At 30.7% G+C, this 17,591-nt stretch carries 18 protein-coding genes and 2 pseudogenes; 11 read left to right on the forward strand and 9 right to left on the reverse strand.

Going from position 1 to position 17,591, the window contains the following annotated elements:
• Positions 1 to 1,341, reverse strand: a 1,341-nt coding sequence (locus AC2D8K_RS11765; protein WP_484698751.1) for an excinuclease ABC subunit UvrA, incomplete at its 3' end; no start/stop codon positions are given.
• A gap of 56 nt (positions 1,342 to 1,397) precedes the next feature.
• Between AC2D8K_RS11765 and AC2D8K_RS11770 the strand changes: the two are divergent.
• Positions 1,398 to 1,632: pseudogene (locus tag AC2D8K_RS11770) on the forward strand (YfcC family protein); the annotation flags it as partial.
• A gap of 132 nt (positions 1,633 to 1,764) precedes the next feature.
• Here the strand turns inward: AC2D8K_RS11770 and AC2D8K_RS11775 are convergent.
• A complete protein-coding gene (locus AC2D8K_RS11775; protein ID WP_145520022.1) occupies positions 1,765 to 2,283 on the reverse strand; it encodes a type 1 glutamine amidotransferase domain-containing protein in 519 nt (172 codons plus the stop codon).
• A gap of 88 nt (positions 2,284 to 2,371) precedes the next feature.
• A complete protein-coding gene (gene hxlA, locus AC2D8K_RS11780; RefSeq protein WP_145520024.1) occupies positions 2,372 to 3,007 on the reverse strand; it encodes a 3-hexulose-6-phosphate synthase in 636 nt (211 codons plus the stop codon).
• A 101-nt stretch (positions 3,008 to 3,108) separates the two neighbouring features.
• Here hxlA and AC2D8K_RS11785 point away from each other — a divergent pair, with 101 nt between their 5' ends.
• Positions 3,109 to 3,462: a winged helix-turn-helix transcriptional regulator gene (locus tag AC2D8K_RS11785; RefSeq protein ID WP_145520026.1), complete on the forward strand. Its 354-nt coding sequence runs from the start codon at positions 3,109 to 3,111 to the stop codon at positions 3,460 to 3,462.
• Between the two features lie 87 nt (positions 3,463 to 3,549).
• Here AC2D8K_RS11785 and AC2D8K_RS11790 read toward each other — a convergent pair whose 3' ends face one another.
• Entirely contained in the window at positions 3,550 to 4,317 is a 768-nt protein-coding gene (locus AC2D8K_RS11790) for a DUF536 domain-containing protein (protein WP_145520028.1), read from the reverse strand.
• 440 nt (positions 4,318 to 4,757) lie between these two features.
• Here AC2D8K_RS11790 and AC2D8K_RS11795 point away from each other — a divergent pair, with 440 nt between their 5' ends.
• From AC2D8K_RS11795 to AC2D8K_RS11805, 3 genes are all read left to right on the forward strand, one after another.
• On the forward strand, positions 4,758 to 5,693 hold the full coding sequence (locus AC2D8K_RS11795) for a replication initiator protein A (RefSeq protein ID WP_145520030.1): 936 nt from the start codon (positions 4,758 to 4,760) through the stop codon (positions 5,691 to 5,693).
• Positions 5,694 to 6,319: 626 nt separating this feature from the next.
• Positions 6,320 to 6,469, forward strand: a complete 150-nt coding sequence (locus tag AC2D8K_RS11800; RefSeq protein ID WP_145520032.1) for a Rep protein — start codon at positions 6,320 to 6,322, stop codon at positions 6,467 to 6,469.
• A gap of 960 nt (positions 6,470 to 7,429) precedes the next feature.
• Positions 7,430 to 7,684 (forward strand): hypothetical protein, encoded by a 255-nt coding sequence (locus AC2D8K_RS11805; RefSeq protein ID WP_104681729.1) that lies wholly within the window; start codon positions 7,430 to 7,432, stop codon positions 7,682 to 7,684.
• 20 nt (positions 7,685 to 7,704) lie between these two features.
• Here AC2D8K_RS11805 and AC2D8K_RS11810 read toward each other — a convergent pair whose 3' ends face one another.
• Positions 7,705 to 8,040: an SdpI family protein gene (locus tag AC2D8K_RS11810; RefSeq protein ID WP_145520017.1), complete on the reverse strand. Its 336-nt coding sequence runs from the start codon at positions 8,038 to 8,040 to the stop codon at positions 7,705 to 7,707.
• 195 nt (positions 8,041 to 8,235) lie between these two features.
• On the opposite strand from AC2D8K_RS11810, the gene AC2D8K_RS11815 reads away from it, so the two are divergent.
• Positions 8,236 to 8,331: a type I toxin-antitoxin system Fst family toxin gene (locus tag AC2D8K_RS11815; RefSeq protein WP_000493115.1), complete on the forward strand. Its 96-nt coding sequence runs from the start codon at positions 8,236 to 8,238 to the stop codon at positions 8,329 to 8,331.
• Between the two features lie 305 nt (positions 8,332 to 8,636).
• Here AC2D8K_RS11815 and AC2D8K_RS11820 read toward each other — a convergent pair whose 3' ends face one another.
• Positions 8,637 to 9,458, reverse strand: a complete 822-nt coding sequence (locus AC2D8K_RS11820; RefSeq protein WP_000377738.1) for a LysR family transcriptional regulator — start codon at positions 9,456 to 9,458, stop codon at positions 8,637 to 8,639.
• Positions 9,459 to 9,583: 125 nt separating this feature from the next.
• On the opposite strand from AC2D8K_RS11820, the gene AC2D8K_RS11825 reads away from it, so the two are divergent.
• Positions 9,584 to 10,579, forward strand: coding sequence for a YeiH family protein (locus tag AC2D8K_RS11825; protein ID WP_000838599.1), 996 nt, complete (start codon positions 9,584 to 9,586; stop codon positions 10,577 to 10,579).
• Between the two features lie 448 nt (positions 10,580 to 11,027).
• On the opposite strand, the gene AC2D8K_RS11830 is transcribed toward AC2D8K_RS11825, so the two are convergent.
• Together AC2D8K_RS11830 and cstR are read right to left on the reverse strand one after the other, a co-directional pair.
• Positions 11,028 to 11,783: a sulfite exporter TauE/SafE family protein gene (locus AC2D8K_RS11830; RefSeq protein WP_050215129.1), complete on the reverse strand. Its 756-nt coding sequence runs from the start codon at positions 11,781 to 11,783 to the stop codon at positions 11,028 to 11,030.
• On the reverse strand, positions 11,783 to 12,043 hold the full coding sequence (gene cstR / locus AC2D8K_RS11835; protein ID WP_002510747.1) for a persulfide-sensing transcriptional repressor CstR: 261 nt from the start codon (positions 12,041 to 12,043) through the stop codon (positions 11,783 to 11,785). The genes AC2D8K_RS11830 and cstR overlap by 1 nt, the downstream gene beginning before the upstream one ends.
• 137 nt (positions 12,044 to 12,180) lie before the next feature.
• Here cstR and cstA point away from each other — a divergent pair, with 137 nt between their 5' ends.
• From cstA to AC2D8K_RS11855, 4 genes are all read left to right on the forward strand, one after another.
• On the forward strand, positions 12,181 to 13,248 hold the full coding sequence (gene cstA / locus AC2D8K_RS11840; protein ID WP_107384736.1) for a persulfide response sulfurtransferase CstA: 1,068 nt from the start codon (positions 12,181 to 12,183) through the stop codon (positions 13,246 to 13,248).
• A gap of 30 nt (positions 13,249 to 13,278) precedes the next feature.
• Positions 13,279 to 14,613: a persulfide dioxygenase-sulfurtransferase CstB gene (gene cstB, locus AC2D8K_RS11845; RefSeq protein WP_050215127.1), complete on the forward strand. Its 1,335-nt coding sequence runs from the start codon at positions 13,279 to 13,281 to the stop codon at positions 14,611 to 14,613.
• A 17-nt stretch (positions 14,614 to 14,630) separates the two neighbouring features.
• Positions 14,631 to 15,824, forward strand: coding sequence for a type II sulfide:quinone oxidoreductase Sqr (gene sqr / locus AC2D8K_RS11850; protein ID WP_119536035.1), 1,194 nt, complete (start codon positions 14,631 to 14,633; stop codon positions 15,822 to 15,824).
• A gap of 172 nt (positions 15,825 to 15,996) precedes the next feature.
• Positions 15,997 to 16,575, forward strand: coding sequence for a recombinase family protein (locus AC2D8K_RS11855; protein WP_000690637.1), 579 nt, complete (start codon positions 15,997 to 15,999; stop codon positions 16,573 to 16,575).
• Between the two features lie 247 nt (positions 16,576 to 16,822).
• On the opposite strand, the pseudogene AC2D8K_RS11860 reads toward AC2D8K_RS11855, so the two are convergent.
• Positions 16,823 to 17,591: pseudogene (locus AC2D8K_RS11860) on the reverse strand (ATP-binding cassette domain-containing protein); the annotation flags it as partial.

Genomic DNA, 17,591 nt, shown 5'->3' on the forward strand with positions numbered 1-17,591 from the left:
CTCATTTTTTAAGTGATGTTTGATACGTAGCGCTTCCCCAGTAGATGTATCTGAAGACAATAATTCTTTGTATGTTCCCTTAAACGTTATCTCTCCACCTTGCGCCCCTGAACTTGGCCCCATATCAATAATATAATCTGCTTCCTTAATTACATCAGGATCATGTTCTACAATTAATACTGTATTACCTTTATGTTTTAAAGATTTCAAAATTTCATTTATTTTTGCAATATCCTCTGGATGTAAACCAACACTTGGTTCATCAATGATATAAACCAAATCAGATAGCGAACTATTTAAATGTCGTATTAATTTAAGCCGTTGTGCTTCTCCACCTGATAAAGAAGTGGTTACACGGTTAAGAGTTAAATAACTTAATCCTATATAATCAAGTGCTTCTAATTGTTTTCGGAGTGGTTCAATAATAAACTGGGCTGTTGAATTATTTAATTTATTAAGAAATACTAAATTTTCTTTTACAGTCATTTGTGTGAAATCTGAAATATTTTTTCCTATAATTTTACAACTCAAAATTTTCGAATTTAAACGTTGACCGTTACAAGTTGGACAAATTTTATTTTCCACAACATTTTTAAGATGTTTAGCATAACGTTTTTTGTTAAATTCTTTATCTCCCAAGAATATTCTTCTAAATCTAGGTATAAGTCCCACATATTTTGCTGATTTTCGCCATTCTTCGGGCGGATTTTTTAATTTTATTGGCTCCTGATACAAAAACAAATCTAATTCTTCTTTTGTATATGCTTTTAATTTTTTATCATTATCGAATAGACCACTATCACGATAAGCTTTCCCTCTTTCTTTATCAGGGCCAAAAGAAGGGAAATTAATAGCACCTTCATTTAAAGATTTGTTCCAATCTAAGAGTTCATTTAAATTAATGTCTTCAATGTAACCTAATCCTTCACATGTTTTACACATACCATTGGGACTGTTAAATGAAAAGGAATCTGAATAACCAACAAAAGGTTCACCTACCCTTGACCACAACAATCTAACAGAGGCATATATATCAGACACTGTACCTACAGTAGAGCGAGAATTACCATTAAATCTTTTTTGACTAATTGTCATTGCTACAGGAAGATTTTTAATTTCTTTTACTTTTGGTTTAGGTTGCTGATTTAAATGAAATTGAATATAGCTAGAATAACTTTCATTTAAAAGTTGTTCAGATTCAGCAGCTATTGTATTGAAAACCAGTGATGACTTACCTGAACCAGAACGTCCTGTAAATACTGTAATCAAATGTTTAGGTATAGTTATATCTATATTTTTTAAATTATTCTGTGAAGCTCCTATGATAGTAATATCATTCATAAATTCACCCTCCATTATAATTTTTATCAATTGATTAAATTATCACACTAACTTAATTTATCTTTTTCTTCCTAAGTTTCATTATTCCATCTTTTGGACTAGCAGTACTAGCGAAGCCTATTTTTGCAGCATTAGCTGATACGGTTGATATATCTAGATATATCATTGTATCTGCGTATCAATTTGGTCAATATGCGTTATTCACATTGGTTCCGTTTCGTTTGGCCAGTTGTTATCTTTGTACTTGTATTCGGGGATAGCATATTAGTAACTCAAGTTATATTACATTAATATAAACATCTTTTAAAATTAATTTTATGTTTTTGGTTTATTCATATAATGTCTCAACTAAAAAACTATCGCCAAATTTAAAAAATTTGGCGATAGTCATTAAGACAATGAATATTGATAGATATTACAAATTTATGCTTCTAATTGTTTAATAATCTCTCTATTGAAATCATCTAAGTCATCTGGTACACGACTTGTTACAATATTGTTGTCTACTACAACTGATTCATCAACAACATGTGCTCCTGCATTAGATAAATCTTTACGTACATTGATAACACCAGTTATTGTACGTCCATTTAAATCATCAGTATCAACTAATAATAGTGGGCCATGACAAATCGCAAATGTTGGTACATCATTTTGAGTGAAATACTTAGTAAATGTACCATAACGACCTTCTTCATCACCACGTAAATGGTCAGGTGAAAATCCACCAGGAATTAATAATGCATCATAATTTTCTGGTTTAGCATCTGCGATACTAACATCTACAGTTACTTTTTCACCATGTTTACCAACAACTTCATGATTAGCTGTATCACCAATAATCTCAGTCTCAAATCCAGCATTTTCTAATGCTTCTTTTGGACTAGTTAATTCTATATCTTCAAATTCATCTGCTAAAATGATTGCTACTTTTTTAGTCATATTACAACATTACCTTTCAATTATAATTTTTAAATCTAGATATTATATACACTAAGAAGGAGGGGGTTTAAACATATATTAAAAATGGTTAAGCATTTCCATCAATTATATCACGGCATTGTTTAGCAGCAGCTTTTGGATCGTCAGCGTTTGCGATGCCACCACCAACAATAATTAAATCTGGTTGTTCAACCGCCACTGATTTAATTGTATCGAGTTTGATACCACCTGCTACGGCTACTTTTGAATTTGAAATAACTGATTTAACAGTACGTAAACTTTCTAAAGGTGATACACCTTTAGCTTGTAAATCGTAACCAGTATGTACTGCAATATAATCAGCACCCATTTTATCTAATTCAGCTGCACGTTGTTCTAAATTTTGAACCGCGATCATATCAACTAATAATTCTTTGCCATGGTTATGTGCTTCTTCGATAGCACTTTTAATTGAAGCATCTTCAGAAACACCCAGAATTGTTACGATGTCAGCACCGAATTTTACAGCTTGACTTACTTCATAACTAGCAGCATCCATAATTTTTAAATCTGCTAATACTTGTGTGTTAGTGACTGATTTACTCATATGTTCAACAGCAGATAGTCCTTCATTTATAACAATTGGTGTTCCAATTTCTACGATATCAATGAATTCCTCTACTTCTTGAGCTAATTTTGCTGCTTCTTTTTGGTCTAATAGATCGATTGCTAATTGTAATTTCATTAAAGTTTCTCCTCTCTATCTTTTATAATGCTATTATGGTATTAGTTGCTTCGAATAACAATACTGACATTTTTGTCACTATATAAAATGGAGGATTTGTTTTGTTAATTGAATATAATAATAAAGAATTTTATACATCGAAAGATTTAGCCCTGTCTGTCATTGGTGGAAGATGGAAAATTACCATTGTTTACCATCTTTTACAAAATAAGCGCTTAAGATTAAGTGAATTACAAAATAAACTACCTGATATCAACCAACGAATGTTAATAAGACAACTTAGAGAACTAGAACAAGACAAAATCATTGAAAGGACGGTTTATCCAGTAGTCCCTCCTAAAGTAGATTATAGATTGACTGAGATAGGTTTAAAGCTTGATAAAGTAGTCTTTTCAATTTGTGATTGGGGAGATGATTTTCTAGATACACTTAAAAACAATAATCGTAGATATTGACATGACAAATGATTATCAGAAGTTCCATCACTATAAAAGGTGTATCAAGGATTTATAACCCCCTTGATACACCTTTTAAATTCATTTTTAATTACCGAAGAATCGACTCCAAAATCCCTTTTTAGGTGGTTCTACCTCTCTATTATCATCAGGATCACTCTTCGTTTCTTCAACGAACTTATCCTCTTTTGTTAATTCACCTTCATTTGTACTGTCGTTCTTTTTCTCTTCGGCTATATCCTTGTAATTTACTTCTGTTGGTTGACGCTTTGTTTGTTGTTGGTTGATATTTTGCGATTCTTCAGTAAAAGTTGCTTCTTGCGGATTAATGTTTTGTCTATTATTCGTCTCTGTATCAAAAGAATAATTGAGCTGTCTTTCTTCTTCTAATTGGCTTTCTAGTTTTTGAATTTTTTTATTGCTTTCTAAAGCTAATATTTGTTGATTCTCCAACAATTTATTTAATGTATTAACATTGCTATTTTGTTGATCTAATTGCTTAGTTAAATTCTCAATATATTTTTCATCATTTTTAGCTCTAGTTTCAAAGATTTCTATTTGCTTTTCTAATTCGTTTACTTTTGTTTTTAATGTCTCAGAACTATTTGAATTATTATATATATTCTTTTCTGCTTTTGCAGTATTTTCACCAAACAATTCTTTTTTTACTGATTCTTTATTTTGGATTGTACTCTCTTTCTTAGTAATTTTTTCTATAATTTTCAAATAATCATTATCATCAATATAATTAATCCCATTTTCTTTTTCAAAAGTTATATTTAAACTTTTAGCATTATTAACAATAGTTTGTTTAGTTACACCTAATTCATCAGCAACCATTTTAATAGTTCTCATAACACCCACCCTTAGGTACCTAATTTAGTACCTAAATTTTACCACCTAATGAAGTTTATTTCATCACTTACCGCCTAAATTTACTACCTATTTACTACATATGTACCTAATTAGCTCCTTATAATATATTTTTGAAACTTAATTAGGTACTAAAATAATGAACTACACATTTTGCCATGGCAATGTGCTTTTAACTACATTTAAAACTCTTTATATACTTTCTTAAAAGTGTTAATATTGCTTTATAGATACTAAAAGAGTCAATGCTATTGGCGTAGCATTGACTCTCGGTAATAAAACGATTCGCACTCGTTTGTTTATATATTTTTTGATACTTGTATTATATCTATCTAACCATCTAAGTGCAAGCACAAGACATATAACTTACGTAAAAATTGTTTTATTACCTCAATCCTAAAAATGGAAATGAGGTTTTTATTATGCCCAATTTTGAAAAATACAATTTATCACAAGTAAAAACTGAAAGGTTTTATCAACTACCTAAATATTTATTCGAAGATGCATATTTTAAAAAAATGTCGGCGGAAGCCAAAATTATGTATGCGTTATTAAAAGATCGCTTTGAATTATCCATCCAAAATGAATGGGTAGATAAAAATAATAACATTTACTTTATCTTCAGTAATAAACATTTGTGCGAATACTTAGGTTATGCAGAACAAAAAATTATAAAATTAAAAAAAGAGTTAATAAGTTTTAATTTACTAACTCAAGAACGTGTTGGCCTTAATAAACCAAATAGATTATACCTATTAAAACCTAATTATGGCATTAAATCCAGTCATAGAAAGGAACTTCCAAATTCACAGTTCCAGAACAATGAATTTGGAAGTTCTAGAACTGTGAATTTAAGTGGTCAAGAACTTCCAAATTCACAGTCTAATGATACTAATTATAATGATACTGATTATATTAAGACTGAGAATAATGATACGAATGATTTGAATGATAATAAACCAACATATCCCAGTAATCACACAAATCATTCAAATCACTATAATCCAAATTTTAATGATGAAGCTTTAAAGTTCCAATTATTAGAAGAACTACCACATAGTATTCAAAACTATCTAAGTAACTTTGAAGTAGCTGAAATTAAAATTATCAAAACTGTATTATTAAAAGCCAAAACATCTTTCAACAATGCGATTGATAGCTACTACTTGTTAGAAGATATGGAAATAGAAATACTTCATGTTCTTAAACGTTTTAAAGCCATGCTTATTCAAAAAAATGAAACCGTTGAAGCCATGCAAGGGTACTTAATGAAATCTCTTAAATCAGAATTCGCAGAAGTACATACGCTGAATAAGCGACGTGATCATTTACCCATTACATCTTTATTTAATCAATAATTCAATTTAATAGGCCAACAATGATCCAATTAGAGAGCATCTTTAAATAGATGTTCTCTTTTTTTATTAACAAGTGGTTGCTATGGCAACCACCTAGACCAAACGAAAGGTAAAGGAGGAGATAACAAAATAACATCAATACAATGTCACAATACCACAATTTCACAACATAGCACGCTGCTATTAAAGAAAGGAGGATCCACTTATGAGCAATAAGAAAAAGATTAAAGTTACTTTGTCATTAATTAATGTTCTCTTAACAGCAGTCGAATTTTATCTTCAATGGCAATTGAGTAAATCTGAAAATGAATTGTAGTTAAGCAAGTAGGTGGGACTAAAATATTTCTGTTTTAGTCCTATTTTTTTCTATAAACGAGTATTCTTCGTTTAATAATGGCTCAAACATGTCGCATAAGATGAAAAACAAAATGATCATTTAGCGTTGTTTTAACTTTTAAAAATGTAAAAGTGTTAACCGTTTTTATATTTTTTATTTTAATCTTCCTAAAATTATTTTAGCGAGCATCAAGAGTATTTTAATTAACTATAAAATGTTAATTAAAAAGCAAAGTATGATTTATTTTAGACTGTCTAAAGAAATAAAATAGAACAGAAAACATGCCAAATTGCATTTTCTAAAAGAAGGTGATTTGACAGTATATTTTTATATTTGGAATAAAAAAGAATATTTAACGAGTGAAGTTTTTGATTTAACAGAAAGTGAAAAACAAGAAATTAATCATCAAATGATTGATGAAATTGAAGAAGAAAAATAAAAATAAATTTTCTTAAACGTTAGCAAAAAGCTAGCGTTTTTTTGTTGAAAATACGCTAAAAATGGCTGGGTACATTTTGGGTACAGACACAATATGATGTGGGGACAAAATGGGTACAACACAATATCTTGTGGGTACATTCTGGGTACAAAACAAATTTCAGGCACCTAATGTAAAATGTTGTAACCCTTGAAATGTCTGGCTTCGCCAGACCCACCTTTTTAATAGGTGGCAAATTTCCCTTATGCTCTTACAAAGAATTTGGAGCCAATTCAAAATTCGGTGGTTTTTTGAAAGAAATTGCTCCTGCAGGAACTAAAAAAGGTGATGATTTTTTGAGCCATTTTATGCAAAATTTTAGTTTGCATGTAACTGGGCAGTGTCTAAAAAATCGACACTGGTTTTGCTAAAGTTTTATGATGTGAACTCAAAATATATTTATTTGGCTCTCATTTGCGTTTTAAGAGCTTATATAGAATTTTGGATATAAAACTATGTAAATATTTAGTGTTTCTTCAAAATGCCCCTTTAAAATTAAAAATAAAGGCACTCAAATTTTTTGTAAGAGTTATGATAAAGTTTGTTAAAAGAAAAAATGAAAGTGGATAAATTTATGAGAAAACAGGAGTTGTTAAAAAATGAAATTTAGAGAAGCATTAGAGAATTTTTTAACGAATGAGTATGTATATGTTGTGTTGCTGGTACTAGCTATTTATCAAATTTTTATGTTGTTTGAATAAAAATTCGGGGAGTAGAACACGCATTTATGCCGAGAAAATTTATTGATCGTTGAGAAGAACCCTTAACTAAACTTGCAGACGAATGTCGGCATAGCGTGAGCTATTAAGCCGACCATTCGACAAGTTTTGGGATTGTTAAGGGTTCCGAGGCTCAACGTCAATAAAGCAATTGGAATAAAGCAATTAAGTTTGATAATTTATTTAAAAAAGGGGGGGTATCTTGAGTAAGTTTTTAAAATATTTAATTTCGGCTATTCTTTTTGCAGTTGGGACGTTTATTTTAATTTTTATTTTTGATTATCTAAAATTAACTCCTAATGATAGCGGCTTTCTTAGTAATTTAAGTAATTTGGAATTGTTTTCTTTCTTTAATACACCTGAGTTCAATGGTCTTTTTGTCTTATGTTTATTTGTTTCTGTTTTAATTTTTATTTTTGGTTTGTTGAGTGGTTTAAAAAAAGAAAGTGAATCTTAGGATTTGCTTTCTTTTTTTAATTAATCTAATTTTTTGTTAGTTTTAGGTATTATGTATAAGAGTAAAACACAGAGAATTATGCTTTGAATTATGACAGACCATAGTATTATATTTTCTTTATTTGTTATTAGTGAAAATGCATCTAAGATTATAAAAATTACGGAAAAACAAAGACTATATTTAAAAAAATGTTTTAGGTATAGTCCACAATTGATTTGAGCTTTATACCAATTTTCTTGAGTTTTCATTGATTTTTTTGTTCTAAAACCGTAGAAGTAATTTATCTTTTCTGGAGGGTTTTTTAAAATTAAATTACCTAAAAAAATCATAAAAATACTTGAAAGGAATAATAGCATTTAGTGACGTCCTTTTTGTGTTTTTAGAAACGAGTTGAAAACGAGTTTCTTCTTGTCTTGATACTATAAAAAAAGCAAAGATATAACATAAAATCACTTATCGGAAGTTATCTGTAACTCAATTATTAGAAATGATATAATACAAAGGTCGTCGTTCACTTCTGTGCTGTATTTAGCATGGAAGGAGGTGACATCATGTTCAGTACACTATTTGTAACTATTATAGCTCCTATCGTAGTAGGAGTTATACTCACATTATTTTCTCATTGGCTGAATAATCGTGAGAAGTAATTTAGCGGCGACATATAGCTAATACACCAAAAGAGCCCGATAACTATTCGCAGTAGTTATCGGGCTCGGTGTTTATCATGTTAGTACACTATTTGTTAACTAAATTATAACACTAGTTAGTGGAGAAATGCAAAGTGATATGTACAGTATCAGTTACAAGGTATCGTTTCAATATTTTGACGCTAATTGTCAATAATTTAAAGGATAATTTATGAATGTTATGTATTGAGAGTTTATCCTTTTTTTATATAGATTGTCATTAGAACGTGCATTAAATTTAGAATAAATAATACAAAGATCAAAATTCATGAAATCAAATTTTTAATAACTTCATTAAGCTTCGTATCAATATACTTATCCTTATGTATGACTAAATAGAAATAACGTTTGATGTCTAAGTTTGTTACTTCTAGCTTTTCTAAATCATAAGGTGTTAATGTTGATTTAGAAACAATAGAAAAGCCTTTATCAGCGTGGACCATATTTTTAATTAGATTTGTGTTGTTAATTTCTACTAAATAAGAGGATGAAGTCATTTGTGATAACGCATTTTCCTGATAGACTCTTGTCCCTGATCCACGTTCTCTGATAAAACATATTGACTTATTTGAAGAAGATGATTTTTTACGAATTAATACTATTTCATCTTGAGCAATACGTCTACTGTGTATAATATTACTTTGAACCTCTTTTTCGATTATACCTAAATCGATAGTGTTATTCTTAATATGTTGTAATACTGTATCAGAATTATTTAAATACACATGAATGTATAATTCAGGATAATTTTTGGCTAAATCAGCAAGATGTTGTGACAATCGATATTCGCCATAAGTGTAACTACTCCCTATCGTTAAATCTCCTGAAATTATATCAGGTTGCATTTTCAAATCGTGTCTTAAGTTTTGTTCTAATCGCTCACGTTGTAAAGCATATTGAAATAGTTTCTCCCCATCACTTGTTAAAGACATTTTAGAATGTCTAAATTCGAAAATTTTTACATCGTATTCCAGTTCTAATCGTTTAATATCGCGACTTATTGATGGCTGTGAAGTATATAAATTTTCTGCAGCTTTAGTAAAACTTTGCGTTTTAACTACTTCAGTTAGAACTTTTAATGAATCCATTAACTAGGTCTCCTGACATTTGAATACCTCTATTATAACAAAAAATGTTATGAGTAATATACTCAATATTTATTTTACGTTATAACTATGCGATGCTAAGCTTTTGATAAAGGAGGAGTTAAAAAGTGAAGTCCTTAAAAAGCAAAGCCTTTATTTATGGTTTATTATTCACATTTATCATCGCAGTTATAAGTTTATTAGGCTCAAAGTTACCATTTTTAGATAAGATAGGTGCTTTAACAATTGCTATACTGATTGCGATTCTATATAGACATTTTAAGGGTTACCCTGAAGCATATCGTTCAGGAATCGCATTTTCGTCTAAACGGTTACTGAAATTAGCTATTATATTATATGGATTAAAGTTAAATATTTATGATGTAATTGGAAAAGGTAGCGATTTGGTATTAATCGATATTGGAGTCATCCTTTTTAGTATCGGATTAATGTTGTTACTAAATAAATATATTAAAGGAGATAAAAACCTCATCCTATTATTAGGTATTGGCACTGGGGTGTGTGGCGCGGCAGCTATTGCAGCAGTATCTCCAATATTAAAATCTAGAGAAAAAGATTCTGCGATTAGTATTGGTATTGTCGCACTTATTGGCACTATATTTTCGCTTGCATATACTGTAATATATTCTATTTTTACAATATCTCCTGAAGTATTTGGGGTCTGGTCAGGTACAAGTTTACATGAAATTGCACATGTAATTCTTGCTTCAGACTTCTCAGGCCAAGAGGCTTTGAGTATGGGACTGTTAGGAAAACTGGGACGTGTGTTTTTATTAATACCTCTGAGTATTATTTTAATTTTAATTATGAGAAAAAAATCGCATAGTGAGAATGAAAAAAAGCGTATTGATGTACCTTACTTTTTACTTGGTTTTGTCATGATGGCATTATTCCATACTTATGTATCCTTGCCACACATGGTTATGCAAATTATAGATAATATCACTACTATATGCTTATTGATGGCAATGGTTGCATTAGGGTTAAATGTTTCATTTAAAGACTTAAAAGATCGTGCTTTCAAACCATTAATAGCTGTCATTATTGTATCTATTTGTTTATCAACTGTGACATTTATTGTTGCTAAGTACTTTTATAGTTAGACTATAAGTATATTAAAAAATTGATATAGATTCTCACAAACAAACACAACACATTGAAGGCATTCCATATTACTACAGTCAAAAAAAGATCAGCCTTTTTCTTACTAGGCCTATTCTTCTTTATTATTACTGACATATCAAGCTTTACAATGCATATTCCGACTTACCTTGACAGTTTAATTATAGTAAATTTCAATATTTCTATTAACTATGGAACAATATAATTTAGGGTACACCCTAATCATACAAAGTAAGTTGTTGAAATTATCGCAATGTCACTTTACTGGATATATGAGAATTACTTTACTTAATAAATGAGAAAAAGGATAGCTAAGAGCTACCCTTTTAAATCTTAAAGTTGTTATTTTACTTGCTATATGAGAATGTTTTAACTTTATAAATAAGAAAGAGAAGTACAACTAATATTAGTTGTACTTCTCTTTCTTATTTATAAAACAATTTGAATAATTGCAATAATAATTAAAATACTGATAATCCACTTTTGTACAAAACTAGGGACCTTTTTACCTAATTTTAAACCTAACGGAGCGAAAATAATACTCCCTATTATTAAAAATAACGCATCTTCTAAAGGAATGTAACCTTGTATAAGTTTAATGATAAAGGCGCCAATTGAAGATATAAAAGCAATTACTATACTATTAGCAACTACCGTATTCATTGGTAATTTGAATAAAACTAGCAATATAGGAATAATAATAAAAGCGCCGCCTGCTCCAACTATACCTGAAATGATACCAACGAAAAGACCAACCATAACTAATAATGGCTTGTTAAAGGAAGATTGATCTAAACTCGGTTTTATGTTAATAAACATTAAAATTAATGCGAGTAAAGCAATGATAATATATATCGTATTTACAAATGTAGCATTAAATAAATTTGCTAACAGTCCACCTAACATGCTGCCTATAATCATGCCACTACCCATGTAAAGCACTAATAGTGGCGAAAATTCTGGTTTTTTTCGCGCTTTTAATGACCCACTTAAAGTACTGAAAAAGACTTGACTGGAAGTAAGTCCTGATGCCATGTATGCACTGTACGCAGGAGCGCCAAATAGTGGTGGTAATAATAAAATAGCTGGATAAATAATGATGGCGCCACCTATACCTACTAGACCCGAAATAAAGCCTCCGAATACCCCAATAAGTAACATCATAATAATAGTTGAAATATCCATTATTTACTTTTTACCAATAAGTTAACGGCTTCATTAATCAATTCTTCAGAATTTTCACCATTATCCTCTGCTGCTTTTACACATTCTATTAAATTTTCACTAATGATAATTCCCATCAAACGTTGGATTGAACTTTTTGATGCACTGATTTGAGTAATGACATCTTTACAATCTTTTTCTTCTTCCATCATTTTAATAACGCCATTGAGTTGTCCTTGTATTCTATTAATACGATTAATCATTTTTTTATCATAATTCATAGTTATTTCCTCCACTTTTAATTGAATAAAGTCATAATAAACGATAAAAGTAAACATGTCAAATACCCCCTACCGTATTTGACATAATATAAATAATTAGTTAATATACCCATATAGGTATTTATTAGGAGGTTAATATGAAACAATATAACGAAAATCATATCAATAATTTCAGTAAACAAGAATTAGAAAAATTGGGTGCACAAGGTCAACTGATTGACGTTAGAACACAAGAAGAATATGAGCTTGCACATATAAATGGTGCGACATTACATCCTGTAGATAAGATTGAATCGTTCAATAAAGATAAAAACACAACCTATTTTGTACACTGTAAAAGTGGTACCAGAAGTGCTAAAGCGAGCGAATATTTAGCTAAACAAGGCTACGACATTGTTAATTTAGACGGTGGCTATAAAGCGTATGAAGCAAAAAACGACGATGATAATACATTCGAAGAAAATACTAATGTAGAAATTAAAGCAGAGCGTAAACAATTTAACTATAGTGGTCTTCAATGTCCAGGTCCAATTGTAAACATCAGTAAAGAAGTGAAAAATATTGAAGTAGGCGAGCAAATCGAAGTTACAGTCACAGATCCTGGATTCCTTAGCGACATTAAAAGCTGGGTCAAACAAACTGGTCATACTTTAGTTAAACTTGATGAAAGTAATCATGGAATTAATGCCATTATTCAAAAAGAAAAACCAAAAGACTTACAAGTGAATCATACTGCTAAAGGTACGACAATTGTACTATTTAGTGGAGAGTTAGATAAAGCAGTGGCAGCAATGATTATTGCAAATGGCGCTAGAGCTGCAGGAAGAGATGTAACTATCTTCTTTACGTTTTGGGGACTCAACGCGTTGAAAAAAGCGCAAACAGTTAACGTTAAAAAGAAAGGTATCGCAAAAATGTTTGATTTGATGTTGCCAAAAACACCTTTGAAAATGCCACTATCTAAAATGAATATGTTCGGTTTAGGTAATATCATGATGCGATACGTAATGAAAAAGAAAAACGTTGATTCATTACCATCACTCATTAATCAAGCGATAGCTCAAGATATTAAATTAATCGCATGTACCATGAGCATGGATGTCATGGGTATTACAAAAGAAGAATTAAGAGATGAAGTTGAGTACGGCGGTGTAGGCACTTATATAGGTGATACTGAAAACGCGAGTCATAATTTATTTATTTAATTAAATCTATCAAAATAAGGAGTTCTTTATATGTTTTTCAAACAATTTTACGATAATCATTTATCTCAAGCATCTTATTTAGTTGGCTGTCAACGTACGGGAGAGGCAATAGTAATTGATCCTGTTCGTGATTTAACAAAATATATGGAAGTTGCAGATAGCGAAGGTTTTAAAATTACACAAGCTGCTGAAACACATATTCACGCTGATTTTGCTTCTGGAATTCGGGATGTGGCAAAACGTTTAAACGCCAATATATATGTATCTGGCGAAGGTGATGATCAATTAAGTTATAAAAATATGCCGGAACATACAAATTTTGTTAAAAATCAAGATATTATTCAAGTAGGTAATATTAAATTAGAAGTCTTGCATACACCTGGTCATACCCCTGAGAGTATCAGTTTCTTACTCACTGATGAAGGTGGCGGCTCAAGTGTTCCAATGGGTTTATTTAGTGGTGACTTTATTTTTGTTGGTGATATCGGTAGACCTGATTTACTAGAAAAATCAGTACAAATGGAAGGTACTACAGAGATTGGTGCAAAACAGATGTACCAATCTATAGAAGGTGTTAAAAATTTACCAGATTATATTCAAATATGGCCTGGACACGGTGCTGGAAGTCCTTGTGGTAAAGCATTAGGTGCCATACCAATGTCTACGCTAGGTTACGAAAAAATTAATAACTGGGCATTTAATGTAACAGATGAATCTAAATTTGTTGAAACATTAACATCAAATCAACCAGCGCCACCCCATCACTTTGCACAGATGAAAAAAATTAATCAGTTTGGTATGAAAATGTATCAACCATACAACGTTTATCCTAGTTTAGATAATGAAAGAATAGCATTTGATCTTCGTAGCAAAGAAGCCTTTCACGGTGGACATACACAAGGAACAATCAATATTCCTTATAACAAAAACTTTATTAACCAGATCGGTTGGTATTTAGATTTTGAAAAAGATGTAGATTTAATCGGAGATAAATCTACAGTTGAACAAGCAACGCATACTTTACAATTAATTGGTTTTGATAATGTAGCAGGCTATCGTTTACCAAAATCAGAAATTCTAACACAATCCATCCACAGCGCTGATATTACTGGTGAAGAAGCAAATGTACTCGACGTACGTAATGAAGAAGAGTGGAATAATGGGCACTTAGATCAAGCAGTCAATATTCCGCATGGTAAATTATTAAATGAAAATATTCCATTTAATAAAGAGGATAAAATATACGTACATTGTCAGTCAGGTGTTAGAAGTTCAATCGCAGTGGGTATCTTAGAAAATAAAGGATTTGAAAATGTCGTGAATATTAGAGAAGGCTATCAAGATTTTCCAGAATCATTAAAATAATTTAAGGGTGTGGAAAAATGAGTAAGTATTATCAAATTGTTATTGTAGGTGGCGGTACAGCAGGTATTACCGTGGCATCAAGACTATTAAGAAAAAATCAAAGCTTAAAAGGAAAAATAGCAATTATAGACCCGGCTGAATATCATTATTATCAACCGTTATGGACTTTGGTTGGTGCTGGGGTATCGAGTTTAAAAAGTTCTCGTAAAGATATGAAAAGTGTTATGCCTGAAGGTGTTCAATGGATAAAAAATGCTGTTTCAAGCTTTCAACCTGAAAACAATAGCATTATTTTAGGAGATAATTCGGTCGTTAGTTACGAATTTTTAGTGGTAGCCCCTGGATTACAGATTAATTGGTCTTCTATTAAAGGATTAAAAGAGAATATAGGTAAAAATGGTGTTTGTTCTAACTATTCACCTAACTATGTTCGCGAAACTTGGAGACAAATTTCTAAATTTAAACAAGGGAACGCGATTTTCACGCATCCTAATACGCCTATCAAATGTGGAGGCGCACCTATGAAAATTATGTATTTAGCTGAAGATTATTTTAGAAAACATAATATCCGTTCTAATGCTAATGTGATATACGAAACGCCAAAAGATGCTTTATTTGACGTAGGCAAATATAATAAAGAATTAGAGAAAATTGTTGAAGAAAGGGATATAATTGTCAATTATAATTATAATCTTGTTGAAATTGACGGAGACAAAAAAGAGGCTACATTTGAACACATTAAAACAGACGATAGAAAGACAATAGATTATGAAATGTTACATGTAACACCACCCATGGGTCCCATAGGTGTACTTAAAGAAAGTACACTTTCAGATAGTGATGGTTGGGTAGATGTTAACCCAACCACATTACAGCATAAAAGCTACTCTAACATATTTGGGCTTGGTGATGCTTCAAATGCACCTACTTCCAAAACAGGAGCAGCAATTCGTAAACAAGCGCCTATAGTTGTTAATAACCTATTGCAAGTAATGGATAATGAAATGTTGACGCATCATTATGATGGTTATACTTCATGCCCTATCGTTACCGGGTACAATAAATTAATACTTGCCGAGTTTGATTATAATAAAAAACCAAAAGAAACATTGCCTTTTAACCAGGCCAAAGAACGAAGAAGTATGTATATTTTTAAAAAAGATTTATTACCTAAAATGTATTGGTACGGTATGTTAAAGGGTCTTATGTAAATAACAAGAGTGTACAGAAAATAACCATTTTCTGTACACTCTTTTTTTATGTCTAAATAAGTAAGTATTACATAGAATTATGTGTTCAAAAACCCAACAAAAAATCTATGTTCACAAAAGACCTCGTAATCAAGTTATGGTACACTAAAGGTGTATATAGGAGGTCTGTATTTTGAAAATAGGTTATGCAAGAGTTTCAACTGGATTACAAAATTTGAATTTACAGGAGGATCGATTAAATACATATGGTTGTGAAAAGATATTTAATGACCATATGAGTGGTTCAAAAAGTAAGCGACCTGGTTTAGATAAAGCAATTGAATTTGCGAGGTCAGGAGATACGATTGTTGTTTGGAGATTAGATAGACTAGGACGGAACATGGAGGATTTAATCACGTTAGTTAATGAACTTAACGAACGAGGTGTGAGTTTTCATAGTTTAGAAGAAAATATAACGATGGATAAATCAAGTTCTACAGGACAATTATTATTTCATTTATTCGCAGCATTTGCAGAGTTTGAACGTAATTTAATTTTAGAGCGATCTTCAGCCGGTCGAATTGCAGCACGTGCTAGAGGCCGATATGGAGGTAGACCTGAAAAATTAAATAAACAAGATTTAAACTTACTTAAGACACTTTATGATAATGGTACGCCCATTAAAACAATTGCAGAGCAGTGGCAAGTTTCACGTACAACTATTTATCGTTATCTCAATAAATTAGAGGCAAAAGAGAATAAAAACAAGTAGAGCAACTAATCTAGCTTACTATAATGAATCTACTAAATAATTTTATATATCATTAACATACAAAGACTTTGATTCAATGTCACTCGATGTAAAAAAGACGTTCTGACAGCGTCTAAAATCTCATAATATTTGCCTGTTATGAGATTTTAATAATAACACAAGAAAAAAGCGTACAAATTCGTACGCTTTTTTAATATAATACCTGTTTCACTAATGAACCAATGTTATATGAAAATATGAAACAATTTTAATCATTTGCTATATAAAGTTTCAAATGCTTAGATGTTAATGTTTTATTCTCTTTAACAAAGTTTATAGGATAGCCACTAAATTGTACTTTACCCCCATCTAGACCAGGACCTGGTCCTACATCTATAATCCAATCAGCATCACACATAATTGATAAATTGTGTTCAATTAAAATAACAGTGTTATTTTGTTCAATAAGGTCATTAAAACAGTTTATCAATATAGGAATATCAGCTTCATGTAAACCTGTCGTAGGTTCATCAAATATAAAAATACTATCTGTAACATCATCATTTAAATATTGGCCTAATTTAACGCGTTGAATTTCACCACCTGATAATGTAGATAGAGGTTGGCCAAGGGTTACGTAATTTAATCCAGTTTTACTTATAGCTTGTAACTTAGACTGAATTTCATTTTCTTTATCAAAAAATTTTATACCTTCGTCAACAGTCAATTCAAGGAAATCAGCAATGGAATAGCCATCTATAGTTGCATTCAACACTTCTGGCTTATAACGTTTACCGTGACACACTTCACATGTTTGTGAAAATTCACCCATAAATGCAAGTTCTGTTTCAATATAACCTTTACCACCACAATTGGGACAAGCTCCTTTCGAATTATAACTAAACATAGATTTATTTAATCCAGTTTCTTTGCTGAAAAAATTTCTGACTCTATCAAAAACACCTAAATAAGTTAGTAAATTAGACCGATCGGAACCTTGTATCGCTTTTTGATCCATAAATACTGCATTATCATTT

The sequence above is a fragment of the Staphylococcus sp. 510 genome (genome assembly GCF_057219715.1).